The 17443-nt window shown below is 54.4% G+C and carries 16 protein-coding genes and 1 riboswitch; of the genes, 12 read left to right on the top strand and 4 right to left on the bottom strand.

All coding sequences use genetic code 11. From position 1 onward, the window contains the following. Positions 1 to 12: 12 nt before the first annotated feature. Entirely contained in the window at positions 13 to 2097 is a 2085-nt protein-coding gene (locus TAMC210_RS02220) for a ribonucleoside triphosphate reductase (RefSeq protein ID WP_173297165.1), read from the bottom strand. A 215-nt stretch (positions 2098 to 2312) separates the two neighbouring features. After that, positions 2313 to 2476: riboswitch (cobalamin riboswitch) on the bottom strand. Positions 2477 to 2577: 101 nt separating this feature from the next. Between TAMC210_RS02220 and TAMC210_RS02215 the strand changes: the two genes are divergently transcribed. The 12 genes from TAMC210_RS02215 (at position 2578) to TAMC210_RS02160 (ending at position 15120) form a co-directional block, all read left to right on the top strand. Further along, a complete protein-coding gene (locus TAMC210_RS02215; RefSeq protein WP_173297164.1) occupies positions 2578 to 2829 on the top strand; it encodes an alpha/beta-type small acid-soluble spore protein in 252 nt (83 codons plus the stop codon). 464 nt (positions 2830 to 3293) lie between these two features. After that, positions 3294 to 4640 (top strand): citrate/2-methylcitrate synthase, encoded by a 1347-nt coding sequence (locus TAMC210_RS02210; RefSeq protein ID WP_173297163.1) that lies wholly within the window; start codon positions 3294 to 3296, stop codon positions 4638 to 4640. A 364-nt stretch (positions 4641 to 5004) separates the two neighbouring features. After that, the gene (locus TAMC210_RS02205; protein ID WP_173297162.1) at positions 5005 to 5760 is read left to right on the top strand and encodes a GntR family transcriptional regulator; all 756 of its coding nucleotides are present in this window, start codon (positions 5005 to 5007) and stop codon (positions 5758 to 5760) included. Beyond that, the gene (locus tag TAMC210_RS02200) at positions 5757 to 6368 is read left to right on the top strand and encodes a flavodoxin family protein (RefSeq protein ID WP_173297161.1); all 612 of its coding nucleotides are present in this window, start codon (positions 5757 to 5759) and stop codon (positions 6366 to 6368) included. Before TAMC210_RS02205 ends, TAMC210_RS02200 begins: the two co-directional genes overlap by 4 nt. Positions 6369 to 6371: 3 nt before the next feature. Then, on the top strand, positions 6372 to 7010 hold the full coding sequence (locus TAMC210_RS02195; RefSeq protein ID WP_173297160.1) for a flavodoxin family protein: 639 nt from the start codon (positions 6372 to 6374) through the stop codon (positions 7008 to 7010). A 107-nt stretch (positions 7011 to 7117) separates the two neighbouring features. After that, positions 7118 to 8143 (top strand): BMP family protein, encoded by a 1026-nt coding sequence (locus TAMC210_RS02190; RefSeq protein ID WP_173297159.1) that lies wholly within the window; start codon positions 7118 to 7120, stop codon positions 8141 to 8143. A 68-nt stretch (positions 8144 to 8211) separates the two neighbouring features. After that, a complete protein-coding gene (locus TAMC210_RS02185) occupies positions 8212 to 9726 on the top strand; it encodes an ABC transporter ATP-binding protein (protein WP_173297158.1) in 1515 nt (504 codons plus the stop codon). Positions 9727 to 9741: 15 nt separating this feature from the next. Continuing rightward, the gene (locus tag TAMC210_RS02180) at positions 9742 to 10845 is read left to right on the top strand and encodes an ABC transporter permease (RefSeq protein WP_173297157.1); all 1104 of its coding nucleotides are present in this window, start codon (positions 9742 to 9744) and stop codon (positions 10843 to 10845) included. Further along, the gene (locus TAMC210_RS02175; RefSeq protein ID WP_217267218.1) at positions 10820 to 11761 is read left to right on the top strand and encodes an ABC transporter permease; all 942 of its coding nucleotides are present in this window, start codon (positions 10820 to 10822) and stop codon (positions 11759 to 11761) included. Before TAMC210_RS02180 ends, TAMC210_RS02175 begins: the two co-directional genes overlap by 26 nt. A gap of 49 nt (positions 11762 to 11810) precedes the next feature. Then, on the top strand, positions 11811 to 12590 hold the full coding sequence (locus TAMC210_RS02170) for a class I fructose-bisphosphate aldolase (RefSeq protein ID WP_173297156.1): 780 nt from the start codon (positions 11811 to 11813) through the stop codon (positions 12588 to 12590). A gap of 13 nt (positions 12591 to 12603) precedes the next feature. Continuing rightward, entirely contained in the window at positions 12604 to 13638 is a 1035-nt protein-coding gene (locus TAMC210_RS02165; RefSeq protein WP_173297155.1) for a zinc-dependent alcohol dehydrogenase, read from the top strand. Positions 13639 to 13656: 18 nt separating this feature from the next. After that, the gene (locus TAMC210_RS02160) at positions 13657 to 15120 is read left to right on the top strand and encodes an FGGY-family carbohydrate kinase (protein WP_173297154.1); all 1464 of its coding nucleotides are present in this window, start codon (positions 13657 to 13659) and stop codon (positions 15118 to 15120) included. A gap of 101 nt (positions 15121 to 15221) precedes the next feature. Here TAMC210_RS02160 and TAMC210_RS02155 read toward each other — a convergent pair whose 3' ends face one another. The 3 genes from TAMC210_RS02155 to xdhB form a co-directional block, all read right to left on the bottom strand. Beyond that, complete coding sequence (locus tag TAMC210_RS02155) at positions 15222 to 15542, bottom strand: hypothetical protein (protein ID WP_173297153.1); 321 nt, start codon at positions 15540 to 15542, stop codon at positions 15222 to 15224. 540 nt (positions 15543 to 16082) lie between these two features. Continuing rightward, complete coding sequence (gene xdhC / locus TAMC210_RS02150) at positions 16083 to 16553, bottom strand: xanthine dehydrogenase subunit XdhC (RefSeq protein WP_173297152.1); 471 nt, start codon at positions 16551 to 16553, stop codon at positions 16083 to 16085. Next, positions 16546 to 17430 carry a xanthine dehydrogenase FAD-binding subunit XdhB gene (gene xdhB, locus TAMC210_RS02145; RefSeq protein WP_173297151.1) on the bottom strand — a complete coding sequence of 295 codons (885 nt, stop codon included), beginning with the start codon at positions 17428 to 17430 and terminating at the stop codon, positions 16546 to 16548. Before xdhB ends, xdhC begins: the two co-directional genes overlap by 8 nt. Positions 17431 to 17443 lie beyond the last annotated feature (13 nt).

The following is a 17443-nucleotide window of genomic DNA, read 5'->3' as shown; positions in this document are numbered from 1 at the left end:
CCTCACCGCGTCTTAGCCCGCCAGGCTGAAAACCCGACGCCTGCGGAACTCAGCCTTCTTGCCCTTATTCCAATTCTTTACCGGCCGGTAGTAACCCACAATCCTGCTCCACACCTCCGTTTCCCGGCCGCACGTGGGGCACTTCCATTGTTCCCCGGCCAGGTAGCCGTGCTCGGTACAGATGCTGAACGTCGGCGTGAGGGTAAGATAGGGCAGGCGGAACCGGCTCATAACCGTCTGCAGGAAACGACCACAGGCGCTTAGATCCGTTATCCTTTCCCCCAGGTAAGCATGGAACACCGTGCCCCCTGTATATTTGATCTGTAGTTCATCCTGGTGTTCCAGCGCTTCAAAAACATCGCCGGTGAAATCTACCGGCAAATGGGTTGAATTGGTGTAATAGGGGTCCTCGTCTCCCGAAGTAATGATAGCGGGATACAAGGACTTGTCCAGCCTGGCCAGGCGGTAGGAAGTGCCCTCGGCCGGGGTAGCCTCCAGGTTGAAAAGCTGGCCCGTTTCCTCCTGATATACGGACAGAGTCTGGCGCATGAAGTCCAGGATTTCCAGGGCCAGTTCCCTTCCCTCCGGATCCTCTATGCCCCGGCCCGAAAAGTTGAGGAGGGCTTCATGCATGCCTACGATGCCTATGGTGTTGAAGTGGTTCTCCCAGTACCTGCCGAAACGCTCCTTCACCCGCCGCAGGTAAAACCGCGAATAGGGATAAAGGCCTTGTTCGGTGAGCTTCTCCAGAACATTGCGCTTCAAGATAAGGCTCTCCTTGGCCAGGTCCATGCAGCCCTTAAGCCTGCATAAGAACTCCTCTTTGGAACAGCTCAAGTAACCCAGGCGCGGCAGGTTAATGGTAACCACGCCGATGGAACCGGTGAGGGGATTAGCCCCGAAAAGCCCCCCTCCCCTTTTTTTAAGCTCGCGGTTGTCCAGCCTCAGGCGGCAGCACATACTGCGCACGTCTTCCGGCTTTAAATCCGAGTTGACGAAGTTGGCAAAATAAGGAATACCGTATTTGGCCGTCATGGCCAAGATTTTATCGACTACGGGGCTCTCCCAGGCAAAATCCGGGGTAATATTATAGGTTGGGATGGGGAAAGTAAAGATACGGCCCTTGGCATCCCCCTCCATCATAACCTCGCAAAACGCCTGATTAAGCCAGTCCATCTCCTCCTGGAATTCGCCATAACAGGCGTCCTGCCGCTTACCTCCGATGATCACCGGCTCTTCGGCCAGTATCTTGGGGGGCACCACATCCATAGTGAGGTTGACAAAGGGGGTCTGGAAGCCCACCCTGGTAGGCACATTCAGGTTGAAGATGAATTCCTGCAGGGCCTGCTTCACTTCCGCGTAATCCAGGCCATCATAGCGGATAAAGGGCGCCAGGTAGGTATCAAAGTTGGAAAAGGCCTGGGCACCTGCCGCTTCACCCTGTAAAGTATAAAAGAAATTAGCAATCTGCCCCAGGGCCGTGCGAAAATGCTTAGGCGGCGCACTTTCCACCTTCTGCCCCACCCCGGCAAAGCCCACCTCCAAAAGGTCCGCCAGGTCCCAGCCGCAGCAATAGGGAGCCAGGAGGCTCAGGTCATGGATATGTATGGCTCCCTCCTCGTGGGCCCGCCGTATTTCCGGGGGATATATCTTTTCCAGCCAATATTTGGAGGTAACTGCCCCGATAATGTGGTTGTTAAGGCCCTGCAGGGAGTAATTCATGTTGCTGTTTTCGTTAATGCGCCAGTCTTGTCCTTCCAGGTAATCCTGGACCATTTTCTCCACATTGACTAACAGGTTGCGAAAATTCCTCCACTCCGCATGCTGCTGCCGATAGAGGATGTACGCTTTGGCCGTGCGGGCATGCCCGTTTTCTATTAGAACCTTTTCCACCAGGTCCTGCACATCCTCTACCGTCGGCAGCCGGTCCTCAAATTTCTGAGCAACCAAAGCCGTCACCTGGTTGGCCAGCTCACAGGCCAGACGGCGGTCCTGGCCGCCCACGGCTTGGGCGGCTTTGAAGATGGCGTTAATAATCCGCTCCTGGTCGAAATCCACCACCCTACCGTCGCGTTTTATGATCTTCTTAGGCAACATAACCTGGCCCCTCCTCTTTGCGCCCTGGTGCCGGCCGGTCCTCCAAGGCCGGACTCCCCTCGCTTTATTCCTTACTTTCTTACTGAAGGGATGCCGCTTCCTGTCCCCTACCAAACTAAAAAACCCAACTACAGGCGCCTTCTTCCCGCGTAGTTGGGGAAACTCCTGCCCTTCTTTACCTTCCAGCAGCCCCCCTGCCCATGCTCGTGGGTTAAAGGCACGAATGGGTACGGGCAGGTCTCCTGGCTCAGGTTCATGGCTCCTTGCTACCTTCCCGGGACAAAATCCCAGTGGCCCTTAAGCAAGGGCTCCCCTTCACAGTGGCGGCACCGCGCCGGAATCCCACCGGCTTCCCTTAACCCGTACTCAAACTATTTTTTCGGCATAAAATAGAAAAATCCTCCCTCGTTCCCCAAGGGGTGAAGGTTTGTACATACAAAGAGATAAAACCGGGTAGGCTAGAAAAAGAGGTGAATTACCGTGAGCCACAAGAAAGATAACGATAGGCTGCGAACGGAGGGACACCTGGATAAGCTAAAATGGGAAACCGCCAAGGAATTGGGGCTGGATGACGACCTAGCCAATGCCGGCGAGGAGCTGACGGTCCGGGAAGCGGGCAAAATCGGCGGCAACATGGTGCGCAAACTAGTAAAGGCCGGAGAAAAGGCCCTGGCCGAAGAAGGAAAGCGCAAAACCCGGTTAAATCTGCAGGACGAGCAGGATAATCCGTAAGGAGAGATGGAACATCAACATCTCTCCTGCTTTTTTATCGGCCGGCGGTAGAACATACTCACCTACGGCGAAGGACTCGTAATTCGCACCACCACTGCCCCAAGGGGATTGGGATTGAACCTCTGCCCCCTTAAAGTATCCTGTTTACCTCAAATATTTCCCGCCTTATAGCCTGGCAGCAACATCCTTCCTCCCCCGCCTGTTAAAATTTCATTAACCTCATACGAGCCCAAGAGGGAAAAGGGGGTTTATTGACGAATATAATTATAATCTCTCCTGGGACAGGGACCTCAATCCGACACCAGGGAGAGCACGACGCCGGGTGAGGGTGCCCTCCCGTACTGCTCTTTACCTTAACCCCGGCCATTTCCTCCTGGTCGCCAAAAGCATTTCCTTTGCCAATGGCCTCGTCCCCGGTTCGAAAATCTATAGGTTCAACCTTTGAAGGAAAGGGTGTGCTATCCATGGTGAGGCAAGACGTTATAGATTACCTTTCCGTGTTGGCGGAAAAAAACAATTACATCGAGCCGTACCTCTATGAGAAGTACAATGTAAAGCGCGGCTTGAGGAATAAGGACGGCACCGGTGTGCTGGTGGGCCTCACGGAGATCGGTGAGGTCCACGGCTATATTATGGATGAAGGGGAAAGGATACCTGATAAGGGCCGCCTCCTCTACCGGGGCATTGATGTATGGGATATTGTCCAAGGCTTCCAAAAGGAAGGCCGCTACGGGTTCGAGGAAGTCTCTTATTTGCTGCTCTTCGGGGAGCTGCCGACGCGGGAAAAACTCCGGGAGTTTAACTGCTTGCTGGCCGAAAACAGGAACCTCCCGGACGGGTTTGTGGAAGATATGATATTGAAGGCTCCCAGCAGCAATATCATGAACAAATTGGCCCGGAGCGTCCTGGCCTCGTACTCTTATGATCCCGATCCGGACAACACGAGCATACGCAACATAGTCCGGCAGAGTATCGAATTGATCGCGCGTTTTCCCCTCATGATAGCTTATGCTTACCAGGCCAAGTGTCATTATTACGATAATAAAAGCCTGTACATTCACTTACCTCAAAAGGCCCTTGCAACGGCGGAAAATTTCCTGCATATGATCAGGCCTGATAACCAATACACCAGGCTGGAGGCCGAATTACTGGACCTCGCACTGGTGCTTCATGCCGAACACGGGGGAGGCAATAACTCCACCTTTACCGTCCATGTCGTTGCCTCCACCGGCACCGATATCTATTCCGTAATTGGTGCCGCGGTGGGTTCCTTGAAGGGGCCTAAACACGGCGGTGCCAATATTAAAGTCATGGAAATGATGGACAATATTAAAGAGAACGTTAAGGACTGGAAGGACGAAGAAGAGGTTAAGCATTATTTGAGCAAGATCCTTCGCAAAGAGGCCTTCGATGGGAAAGGATTGATTTACGGCTTAGGACATGCCGTCTATACCTTGTCCGATCCGAGGGCCGTTTTACTCAAACAAAAGGCAGCGGAACTGGCCAGGGAGAAACAGATGGAGGACGAGTTCGGCCTGTACCTGACCATCGAAAGGGTGGCTCCGGAGGTCTTCGCCGCTGAAAAACAGGCCAATAAAATCATCGCGCCTAATGTAGACTTTTATTCCGGCTTCGTCTACAAGATGCTCAACATTCCCGTTGAGCTTTACACTCCCATCTTTGCCATGGCCAGGATCTCCGGCTGGTGCGCCCACCTCATCGAAGAGCTGGTGAGCGGCGGGAAAATTATCCGACCAGCCTACAAAAATGTATCGCCCAAGAAAAGCTATCTTCTCCTAGACCAGAGGTAATTCGGCCAAACCCTCTTTTTCTCCCATTTATAGGGGTGGTTTTCTGCCACCCCTTTTTATTCGCAGGGTTGCAGGCGGCAACTCTTCAGGCAGGTTTCACCTGGGGGCTTTTCTAACTACGTGCGGCGAGTTAGTGAATGGGTGCTCTAGCACTTATCTATAAGGTCCGAATTCCGATATAATGAAGACAACATAGTTGCGGCTGAAGTTAAATAAGAATATGCACTTGCACCACATGTAATACCATTATTTTAAGAATTACAATCCGACAATCCACTTGCCAGCCTTCTTCCGTAGAACTTAAAATAAGACTAACTGTTGTATATACCTGTCTAGGCACGTCTAGATGACTAGGAGGTAAGCAGTGAATATTGTCAAGGTAGAAGGGCCTGCGCCGGCCTATTTTCAAATAATGCAGGATCTACAGCAAAAAATCCTGAGCGGTGCTTTAAAACCAGACGACCGGGTACCTTCCGAAGCCGCCTTGGCTAAGGCCTATGGCGTGAGCCGTATGACGGCCCGACATGCCCTAACCGAACTGGTGAATCAAGGGTATCTCTACCGCGTCCACGGAAAAGGTACTTTTGTTTCCCGGCCCAAGATCGAACGAAGCTATGCACCCCTAACCGGTTTTATGGATGACATGCGGGAACGAGGGTTCATACCGTCTTCTAAATTATTAAGTTTTGAGCAGGTGACACCTGATCCAGAACTGCGCAACAAACTTAGGCTCCCTCCCAACGCCAAGGTTTACCGGATTGTTCGGCTGCGGTACGCCAATGCAGAACCTATTGTTATTCAAATCTCCCGCCTACCCCAGCATCTCTGTCCCGGTCTGGAAACCGAAGACCTGGAGAACAACTCTCTTTACTTTGTACTGAAAAATCGCTACGGTATTCGTCTTTTTCGTGCCCAGCAGCGTCTGGAGGCCGCTCTGGCCAGCACGGAGCAGGCACGCCTTCTGCAAGTACCGCGTCGCAGTCCCCTGCTCTACGTCAACCGCCTTAGTTTTATGGACGACGATACGCCCGTCGAATTCGTAGAATCCTGGTACCGTAGTGACCGCTATGCCTTTGAAGTCACCTTGTATAAGGACTGGGGAGGTCAGAATCAGAAATGACGGCCGACGTTATAGGCTTGGTAGGGAGCCCGCGCAAAAAGGCCAACACCGACTTGCTGGTGCAAAAGATCCTCGAAGGCGTAGAGACAACGGGACTAAGGGTCCAAAAGTTTTATCTTCATGATCTGCAAATTCTTCCTTGTCGGTATTGTGGTTATTGCCGCAATCATCCGAGCTGCTGTATACAAGATGATATGGAAATCCTATATGCCGCGGTGGAAGGATGCCGCGGGCTGGTGGTGGGAACGCCCACTTTCTACGGAGATATTACGGCTCAAACCAAATTGTTTATTGACCGCTGCTACAGGTACGTAGAGGTAGTCCTCCACCCCGACGGACGAGTTACCTTCCCGAGCCGCCTGACTTCCCGGCGGTTGGGCATGATGGTAGGTGTAACGGGCAGCTTTGGCCCCGAAACTTTTACCAAACAAATAGAAGTAATCAAACTGCTGTTTAACGACTTAAATGCCGAACTGGTTGACCAACTGTTGTACACCGGTACAGACTTTCTGCCTGTGAAGGATAATCCAGAAATTCTTACTTTGGCCTGGAACAAAGGTGTTACCCTCGGGCAACGCATTATCCAAGAGTTCAGCCGGGAGAGATAAGCAATGGTGGAAATATTAGGTTTAAGTGCCAGCCCCCGCCAGGCAGCTACTGCTTTTTGCGTACAGGAAGCCCTCAAGGCCGCCGCCCAAGTACCGGGAGTGGAGACCGAGTATATTTCCCTTAAAGGTAAGGAAATAAAGCCCTGCATTCATTGCGACCGGTGCTTGAAGTCGGGGAGTTGTATCCATCAAGATGACGCCGCGAGCATCATAGAGGCCTTCTTCCGCGCCGATGGAGTTATCATCGGTGCACCAGTTTACGATATGAACATCCCTTCCCAGCTGGCAGCCCTGTTCAATCGCTTCCGCATGCGGTTTGCCGAAGTCTGCGATGCCGTGCCCCGCGCGTTGGAATATAAGGTGGCCGGTGCCATAGCCGTCGGCGGCAGCCGTAACGGAGGGCAGGAATTCGTTCTGGGAGCCATTCTAAATTTCTGCTTAGCCGAGGGCATGATTGTCGTGGGGGGAGAAAAGTTCCAAAATCATGGGGCTGCGGTGTGGTCGCAAGATCTCAAGCAGGCCGGAGCCCAAAAGGATGAACTAGGTCTCTCGGCGGTCCGCGCCGTTGGACGGCGCGTGGCCCGTATTGCGTCCCTGATAACGGCATCCAGGAAAACCCTGGAGGAGACTAAAGGCTGTTAGGAGGTGAGGTCCTGGCAGAAACGGAATCCATTGTCTCCGGCGGCGCGTGGTTAGTGGACAAGGCGATGCCCAAAAAAATGTTTCATAGGGGAGGTAAGCCAACAACTATGATAGGAAGGCTCAAGAAGGCCTTAGTCATCGGCCTGGTTGCGATTTTGGCCCTCGGGCTGGTGGCCTGCGGTGGCAGTAAGACTGCCGAACAGCAGAGTCCGACAGGGGGCGGCCAAGAACAAAAAGGGGAATCCGACCAGTTTAAAGTAGCCCTTCTGCTCCCGGGTTCCATTAATGACGGCGGTTGGAGTCAGAGCGCTTACGAAGGTTTAATGGAAGTTAAGCAAAACCTGGGAGCTGAAGTAGCCTACACCGAAAACGTTAAAAAGAACGACCAGGTTCAGATCATGCGGGAGTATGCCCGGAAAGGCTACGACGTAATCCTGGGCCATGGCTTTGAATTCTCAGATGCTTTAAAACAGGTGGCCAGCGAATACCCCGATGTAATGTTTGCGGGCATCGGTACCAATGTAACAGGACCGAATCTGGCCTCCCTCCAGTTTAAATATGGTGAACTAGGATATCTGGTGGGGATTGTGGCCGCCCGCTCCACGAAGACCAATAAGATTGGGATCGTGACGGCCACTAAGGATCCTACAGGCCAAATGGAATACGACAACCTGGAGGAAGCGGCCAGGAAAGTAAACCCCAATATATCAGTAACTTACGGTTATACCGGTAGTTGGGAAGACATTAACAAAGCTAAAGAGGCCGCCTTGGCCCAAATCGCTAACGGTGTTGACGTAATAGTAGCCAACTGCGATGCCGGCAACCTAGGTGTAATCCAAGCGGCCAAAGAGAAGAACGTGATGGTTATTGGGTGGACCGGTGATTACCGCGATCAGGCGCCGGATCACGTTTTGACCAGCGCGGTGCAGAAGGTATCCCTCCTCATTGCTACGGGTGTTAAAGAATTTAAAGAAGGGCGATTCGAAGGTAAGGTATACCAGTTCGGGCTCAAAGACCAGGTCCAGTACATCGGCAAGTACGGCAATAAGGTGCCTAAGGAAGTTCAGGACGAGGTGGCTAAAGCAGCCGAAGATATACTGGCCGGGAAGATCCAGCTGAAAGGAAGTCTTTAGAAGACCCATCTCGGGAGGGGGAAATCCCCCTCCCGCGCCAATTAAGCCCGGGAGGGAATTCGTATATTATGGCGGCATTGCTGGAGCTACGGGGTATCTGTAAATCATTCCCGGGAGTAAAGGCCAACGATCACGTAGATCTGGACATCGCCCAGGGGGAAATTCATGCTTTGTTAGGGGAAAACGGGGCCGGCAAGACCACCCTCATGAACTGTGTGTACGGCCTCTATACTCCCGATGCCGGACGCATTATCTGGCAGGGGCGAGACGTCAAAATCCGCTCCATTCGTGACGCTATAAATCTGGGTATAGGAATGGTGCACCAACACTTTATGCTGGTGCATAACTTTACCGTCCTGGAAAATATCATGCTGGGCCTACCTTCCCGGCGGGAACCGTTGCTGGAAAAGAAGAGGATAGCAGCCGAAATACGTGAATTGATGGACGCGTACGGCCTTCACGTGGATTTGGACGCGCAGATATGGCAGTTACCGGTAGGAGTTCAACAGCGGGTGGAAATTCTTAAGGCGCTATACCGCAGAGCCCGCTTACTCATTTTGGACGAACCTACCGCAGTACTTACTCCGGGCGAAGTATCCGACCTTTTTCGCGTCCTGCGCCAGCTGGTAGCCGTAGGACACTCGGTAGTCCTTATAACCCATAAGTTGGACGAAGTTATGGCCGTTGCCGACCGCGTAACGGTGCTGAGAGATGGAAGGGTTGTAGCGAACCTGGAAACTAAGAAGGCCGACAAACAAATGCTGGCCCGCCTTATGGTCGGCCGAGACATATCGCTGGAAAAGACCAAGAACCCGTCCAGCCCGGGGGAAGTAATCCTGGAGGTAGAGAATCTGCAGACCCTTAACAACCGCGGACTTCCCGCCCTCCAAGGCGTTACTTTTAGCCTCCGTCGGGGTGAAATATTGGGTATTGCGGGGGTAGCCGGTAACGGCCAAACCGAATTGGCAGAGGTGCTCACCGGCCTACGGCGTGCTTCCGGCGGTAGAATACGACTGAAGGGGAAGGACGTTACCAATGCTCCGCCCAAAGCCCTATACGACCTTGGGCTGGCCCATATTCCTGAAGATCGGCAGCATACCGGACTCATCCTCGATTTCAGTATAAAGGAGAACACCCTTTTGGGGGTATATTACCGCCATCCTTTTGCCCGTGGTATCAAGATGGATCACAAAGTCATCAGCGACCATGCAAGAGAGTTGATCCGCAGGTATGGTGTCCGTACCCCGAGTCCCGAAACCAAAGTCCGCCTTCTTTCCGGGGGAAACCAGCAAAAACTTATCCTGGCGCGAGAGCTGTGCAGAGAACCCGATTTCCTTATTGCCGTCCAGCCCACTAGAGGCCTGGACATCGGGGCTACTGAATTCGTTCAGCAACAAATTCTGGCCCAGCGGGAGCGAGGTGCGGCCATCTTATATATTTCTACCGAACTGGAAGAGATTATGAAGCTCAGCGACCGCATTGCCGTGTTTTATGAGGGAAGAATCGTAGGTCTCCTGGATGCCGCCCAGGCCGACCTGGAAACTATCGGGCTACTAATGGCCGGTTCCCGGCGCCAAGCCTAACGGGAGGGAACAAAAGTGGCAGAGAAACTCTCGGCCTGGATTAAAGTTTTTTGTCGTGAAGGTTGGAGTGCCATCTTGACGCCCTTACTGGGTATACTTTTCGGCCTGGCCGTGGCCGCCGTTATCATCGCCCAGCAGGGAGTAAACCCTTTAGAAGCTTACCGGGAACTGTTCCTGGGCTCCTTTGGGAGCCTGGATAGCCTTTCTTTCACCCTCTTGCGTTTTGTTCCCCTGGCCTTTACCGGCCTAGCTGTAACCCTCGCCTACCGCGGTGGAGTTTTCAACATCGGAGCAGAAGGTCAGCTGTATGTAGCGGCCCTGACCTCCACCTGGATCGGAGTTTATCCGCTAGATATCCCCGCCGTTATCCACTTGCTCCTGGCTCTGCTGGCCGGTACGGTTGCCGGGGCCCTGTGGGCTTTCATTCCCGGATATCTTAAGGCCACTCGCGGCATTAACGAAATTCTTACTACCATCCTTATGAACTATGTGGCAATATACCTCGTCGGATTGGCGGTCAATACTTTCCTTATGGAGCCCGGGCAGACTGCACCGCAGAGCCCGCCGATAGTCCAAAGCGCCCGGCTGCCCATCATCCTCCCGGGTACTTTTCTCCATGCGGGATTTCTAATGGTTTTTGTTTTTGCCTGGTTGGTCTACTGGGTCCTGTGGCATACCACCTGGGGTTTCGAAATCCGGAGCGTGGGAGCCAACCGGGATGCGGCCCGCTACGGCGGTGTAGAAGTGAAGCGGGTCATGCTCCTTACCATGGCTGCCAGCGGCGCCCTGGCTTCTTTTGCGGGCAGTTCGGAAATCCTCGGGGTACAACACCGGTTGCTGGAGAATTTTATGGTAGGCTACGGTTACGATGCCATTGCTGTTGCTCTATTGGGAGGATTGCACCCTTTCGGTACCCTCCTGACCGCCCTCTTCTTTGGAGCCCTCCGCAATGGAGCCAACTCCATGCAAATTTCCGTAGGCGTACCGGTGGCCATAGTCTACATTATTCAGGCTCTGGCTGTTTTAAGCATCATCGGCATTGTGGCAGTCCGCCAAATATACTTCCGGCGGTGGTTTAAGGGAGGGAAAGTGATTGGCAGCCATATTAGCAATAATTAGTTCCCTGGATTTTCTGGTGGCCGGTATCCGCATGACTACGCCCCTTCTGCTGGCCGCCATCGGAGACATCTTTTCCGAACGCACGGGTGTACTTAATATTGCCCTGGAAGCCATGATGCTCATAGGTGCTTTCGGCTCCTTCATCTTTGCCTATTATTCCGGCAATGCTTACGTAGGAGTGTTAGCAGCCATCCTTCTGGGGGGCGTCATGGGCCTTGTCCACGCCTTCTTCACCGTAACCTTGCGGTGCGACCAGGTGGTCACGGCAGTAGGAGAGAACATTTTCGCCCTAGGAGTGACGAGCACCCTCTACCGGATTCTATTGGGTGCCACCCCCTTGCAGCCGGAATCCCCCGGACTGCCTCAGTTGGCCATTCCCGTCTTGGACCAAATTCCGGTCCTCGGTACGGTCCTCTTTAAGCACAACATCCTAGTCTATCTGGGGCTCCTCATGGTACCCCTTACCTACGCAGTACTTTTCCACACCACATGGGGCCTCAAAATCCGGGCCGTAGGCGAACACCCCCAGGCCGCCGACACTCTAGGGATAAATGTTTACCTGGTACGTTACGCCTGCATTATACTAAGCTGCGTATTGGCATCCCTAGGAGGAGCATCCCTGACGGTGGGAGGACTGCGGTACTTCATGGATAACATGACGGCGGGAAGGGGCTTTATCGCCTTTGCAGCGGTGATTTTCGGCCGCTACAACCCCTGGGGCGCCCTTATCGCTACCTTGCTTTTCGGCTTCACCGATGCGTTTCAGCTAAGGATGCAGGCCATGGGACTTGATCTACCGTATCATTTGTTCTTAATGTTGCCCTACGTGGTCACCCTTGTTGTTCTGGTGTTCATGATAGGCCGTTCAGTTGTACCCCGCTCCCAGGGAATACCTTATGTACGAGAAGAACGTTGAGCTGAGCGGGCTATTTACCAGGCGAATAATTTCATAGGGGGTATATGTAATGAATAAGATACGACGTTGGCACCGCTTATTTCAACGAGATGGACGGACCTTCATCGTCGCCCTGGACCACGGCACCAACGCCGGGGCCCTCCCGGGTCTGGAACGACCCGAAGAGACCATATTAAAAATGGCGGCCAGTGGCGTGGATGCCGTAATTGTCAATTACGGCGTGGCCCGAAAGTTTGCCCGGGAGCTGTCCGGCCTAGGGGTAATCCTACGCCTGGACATATCTCCCACGGCCATGGGACAGGGCCATGCCAGCCGGCTGGCCTATGGTGTGGAGGAAGCTCTGCGGTTGGGAGCCGATGCCGTTATCGTTAACGCCGGCCCCGGGGTGGGTGTAGAGGAAATAACCCTACCGCAACTGGCCGATATCGCGCGCCGGTGCGATAACTGGGGACTTCCCCTGATAGGCGAGATATCGCCGGGAGGCTTTGATAGTGACCCATCCCTGCGCACTTTAGATAACATTGCTCTGGGTGCCCGCATCGCGTGCGAGCTGGGAGCAGATGTCATCAAGACCATTTACCGGCCAGGTTTCCGGGCAGTAACCGAAACCTGCTTTGTCCCTGTTGTGGTCTTGGGGGGTGCCAAAACCAATGATGTAAAAGCATTCCTGGCCTCCATCAAAGATGCTCTCGATGAGGGGGCGGCAGGGGTGGCTATAGGGCGCAACGTGTGGGGCCATCCGCGTCCGGAAAAAATGGCAGCAGCCCTGGCCGCTTTGATCCACAAGGGGGCTACCTTGGAGGAAGCCCAGGCCATACTAGAGAGTTAAAAGGAGCTGATGGATGTTGCTTAGGGCAGTAATGATCGGTCCCCAGAAAATTCAACTGGAAGACGTTCCGCTAAGGAAGTTAGAACCAGATGAAGTGCTTGTTAAAGTTAGGGCCTGCGGCATCTGCACCTGGGAACAACGGTTTTACCAGGGTGTGGAAGGAGCTTATCCCTTCCTGGGAGGTCACGAAATTGCCGGGGAGGTAGTTGAGGTTGGTCCGCGGGTCGCCCAAAGGCTGGCACCCGGACAGAAAGTCGCCGTAGCCAGCCTCATACGTTGCGGTGAGTGCTATTTTTGCCGTCGAGGCCAGGACCACATGTGCGCTAACGCGGGAGAAAAGTCCAACCCCGGCAATTACTGGGGCCCGGCCGGTTTTGCCGAATACCTCATCGCCAAAGGTTACGAGGTCTATCCCCTCGCCCAAAATGTGGACCTGGTCCACGCCACTCTCTCCGAGCCCCTCGCCTGTGTGGTTCGTAGTATCGGCCGGGGAAACCTGCGCCCGGGAGATACAGTAGTAGTTCTGGGCGCCGGGGTAATGGGGCTCCTGCACCTCAAGCTCGCCCAAATCCGGGGGGCACGGGTTATCGTGAGTGAACCCGACCCTTCACGCAGGGAGAAGGCCCTCCAGCTGGGGGCTATTGCCGCCGTTAACCCCTTTAAAGAAGACCTTGCTTCCGTTGTGAAAGAGCTGACCTGCGGAAGGGGAGCAGAGGCGGTATTTTTCACGGCAGGTGGCGCGCCGGCCCTGAAAGAGGGCTTAAGGCTTTTGGTGAAGGGAGGTACCCTTGTAGTATATGGGTCCCTGCACCCTGCCGTTCCCCTGGAAATCGATCCCAACGATTTCCATTACAGTGAGTTTACCCTTACGGGCTCCATACGGCACGACAAGGAAAGCTTCCGCCAGGCCACGGCCCTCCTGTCGGGAGGATTGATAGAGGTGGGAGACCTGGTGAGTGCCCGTGTTCCTTTCCCCGATATGGAGACGGCCTTTAAGCTGGCCATGGCACCGGATACCTACCGGGTAGTTTTAACCTTCCCGGATTGAACAAAGGTGGCGGTTGAGTTGCCGGTACTTTTAGGGGTGGATATAGGAACTTTAGGCCTTAAGGCCGTGCTGGTAAACAGCAGCGGTCACATCCTGGCTTCAGGTTATACCTCTCATGGTATAAAGTACCCCCAGCCCGGGTGGGCGGAACAGGACCCGGAGGAAGACTGGTGGGGGGAGTTCGTCCTTCTGGTTAAGGACTTGTTAGCGCGAGCGGAGGTCAACCCTAGTGAAATTGCCGCCATAGGCATAAGCGGGTTAGTGCCTGCCCTCTGCCTTCTAGACCCGGAGGGTGTCCCCCTCCGGCCCGCCCTCCTTTATTGCGACAACCGTGCAGGAACCGAGTTGCGAGAGCTTAAAGAGAAGTATGGAATGCAGATCACCCTGGAACAGGTTTTGCCCAAACTCTTGTGGCTGAAAAAACACGAACCCGAGGTTTACGAAAGGGGGGATGTCGTTTTAAACCCCCATAGCTACATCGTTTACCGCCTGACCGGATGTAAAACTACCGATGTGGATACGGCCAACATATTTGGCGGCCTGTTCGACCCCGCTAGAATGGAGTGGCGGAAGGATTTATGCCGTGAGCTTCAATTAAACCCCCAACTGTTACCCGAACCCCTCCCGGCCACCGCCGTAGCAGGGACCGTAACGCGGACGGCGGCTTCCGTCACCGGTCTGGCCCCCGGTACTCCGGTTATTACGGGTACCGGCGACTCCTTTGCCACTCTTTTGGCGGCAGGAGTAACGGAGCCAGGAGAACTGATGCTCTACCTGGGAACTACCGGAACAGCCATCCTCGTCCACCGGCCCCTCGTTGAAGCGGCCCGCACCATTCATATAAGCGATCAGCCTTCCACTGTTGAGTTCTGCGCCAACATCCTGGCGTGCGGCCAGGCCATTAATTGGTACCGGCACTCCTTCTTCCCTGATCTTCCGGAAAGCCGGTTTTATAGCCTGGTGGAACGGGAAGCCGGGTTAGTTCCCCCCGGCGCCCAGGGCCTCTACTTCCTGCCCCATCTCATGGGCCGCCGTTTGCCCCGGCCGGCCCCCATGGTCCGGGGAACTCTTTTCGGTCTAACACCCCTCCACCGCCGCCCACATATTTTCCGCGGCCTGTTGGAGGGCATAGCTTATGAGTTTAAACAGGGATACCTGCGCGCGGCGTCGGAAGTAACACGAGTAGTGATTACCGGCGGGGGAGCCCGTAACCGCCTCTGGCGGCAAATTCTCAGTGATGTTTTGGGCCGGGAGATCGACTATCCCCGGCACCATAATACCGCTTTGGGAACGGCCTATTTGGCCGGGTATGCTATAGGTATTTTTGGTGATTTTAGCGAACTGCGCAAGGGCTGGAATCCTGTAGCCGGCCGCCACACACCTGACGCGGAGGCCAGCCGATACTATCAAAGGGCCTTTGCCTCTTATCTGAGGCTAAATGAAGCTGCCCATGAGCTCTATGAAAGCGAAAAGGAAGCATGAGGCCTGGCTTTTACGCGGTCCAAACTTTATAAAGAAACCCGCAGTATCCATCTCCTTTCCCAGGTGGCCCGTATTAAAGGGCGCCAGACTGGCGGCGCCCTTTAATCCTGCAAAATTTTGGCCGCACCGTTTTGTTCCATTATTTCCCGCACCCTGGCCGCCTCATGGCGGGGCACTTCCACGGCGACCACTATCCCTGTCCCCGCCTCATCCGCCAAAAAGTCGATATAGGCCCCCGTTTCCCACAGGCCTTCGCGCTCGGTTTTCAAAAAGGTTATCTCGCTCGGGTTTCTTCTCTCCTCCAGAGACTTGCTGAGGTTGGAAACGATCATATCCCGGCGGTCGAAGCCGGCTGCCTCAAGGCTGTCGATTAACCCGCCTACCTGGTCCTGGTTGGGTACGATACCGATGATCCTGGGCACCAAGACTACCTCCTTTATCCTTCCTGTGGGGATAGTCTATACAATTTTTTTGGAAAATAAACCCCGGCGGGATCAACCCTCCTTAGACCTGGCGTATCCCCAGTTTTGATCCCAGGCCTGCTTGGCTTTCGCTCGCAAAGGCCTCCCTCGCGGGCCAAACTAGCGCTTGGCTCAAGGCTCCGGCAGGCTTCCCGGCAAATTCGACCTCCTGTCTCAGTTGCCGGCCTCGGCCATCCATGGCCTCGGGCCTGCCTCCGCCTTTCACCTCGCTAAGTTTGGCTACCGCTCAGGTTTAGTCGCTCGCTTCCAAGCCCAAGCAGGCCTGCCCTGCAAAAAGTGGGGATAACTCAGTCCTTAGACCCCAGGAATCCCCGCTTCTTAGCTAGGCGCAATTCAGCTCCCTCTCGCTCGAGGAGCCTCGCAGATCAACAGACCAACACTTGTGCTCAGCTCTTTAGACCGGAAGGGCTTCTCTTCATTTCGAGGGAAGAGGCTCCCGTAAAAAAGGAGCAGGGGAAAACCTCCCCTGCTCCTCTTCACTTAATTGTTCTCATCCGCCAGGGCTTTTTCGACCGCCCGCAGGATGTTTTGGTAGCCGGTGCACCGGCACAGGTGCCCGGACAGTTCCCGCTTAAGCTCTTCCCTGGTATATTTTTTGCCACTCTCTACCAGAGCCGTGGCCGTAAGAATATAACCGGGAGTACAGAACCCACACTGGACGGCTCCCTCTTCGATAAAGGCCTTCTGTACCTTGGAAAGCTCCCCGTCCTTGGCTATGCCTTCAATAGTGACGATATCCTTCCCGTCGGCCCAGACGCCCAGGTATATACAAGAGTCGATGGGGGTACCGTCCACGAGCACTGTGCAAGCCCCGCATTCCCCTACCTCACAGCCCTTTTTTACTCCGGTATAGCCTAAACGGTTGCGCAAAACCTCCAGCAGCGATTCCCGCACGTCGATTTCTAAAGTCTGTTGTTTCCCGTTAACCGTGAAGGAAATTTTTCTAAGCAACTTCCCCACCCCCCGCCTTAAGAACCGCCGCCTTCAAGGCCCGCTGGGTAAGCTCCTCCACCAGGTGCTCCCTGTATTCCTTAGAGGCCCTCCAGGAGGTCCGGGCCCTGGTAGCCTTTACGGCTAACTTCCCGATCTCCGCTATGGTTTCCCGGGAGACGTCCTTACCCCTCGCAAAGGCTTCGGCTTCCGGGCACCTGATGGGCGTGGGTGCGGCCACCCCCAGCCCGATCCTCACGTCCTCAAAAAGGCGGCCTTCCTTTAGTTTGCAGAGGACAGCCACGCCCAGGGTGGCAATGTCCATGGCCTTGCGCATGGAGAACTTAATATAGTGCCCGGCATACCCCTGGTAATTCTCAGGGAAAATGAGAATACCCGTAAGAAGTTCCGCCGGCTTCAAATCCACCTTCCCCGGGCCCAGGTAAAAATCCTGGATGGGAACCACCCGCTCGCCCTGAGGACCCTCAAGCCTTAAACGCGCGTCCAGGGCAAACAAGGTGGAGGCACTGTCGGCCGAGGTTGCCCCGTTGCAGATATTGCCGCCTATGGTGGCCACGTTTCGGATCTGGGGTCCGCCCATGGATAAGGCCGCCTCCACCAGGACGGGGATGTTCTCTTTAATTACGGGGCTGTTGGCCACCTGGGTGAAGGTGGTCAGGGGGCCGATGGTAATGGTTCCGTCCTCGAGTTTCTCAATCCCCTCCAGGGACTTTATTTTGCGAATACTGAGCAACTCTGCCTTCTCTATCTGACCGTGGTGCATCTTTATCAATACATCCGTTCCACCGGCAATAACCACTAGGTTAGGATTGGCCGCCAGCAGCTCTACGGCTTCCTTTACTGTCTCCGCCTCGAAATACCCCTGGATGTTATACATAAATCCTCACCGC

Source organism: Thermanaeromonas sp. C210, assembly GCF_013167955.1.
Classification (GTDB): domain Bacteria; phylum Bacillota; class DSM-521; order Neomoorellales; family Neomoorellaceae; genus UBA12545.
This window is presented reverse-complemented; position numbering and strand designations above follow the sequence as displayed.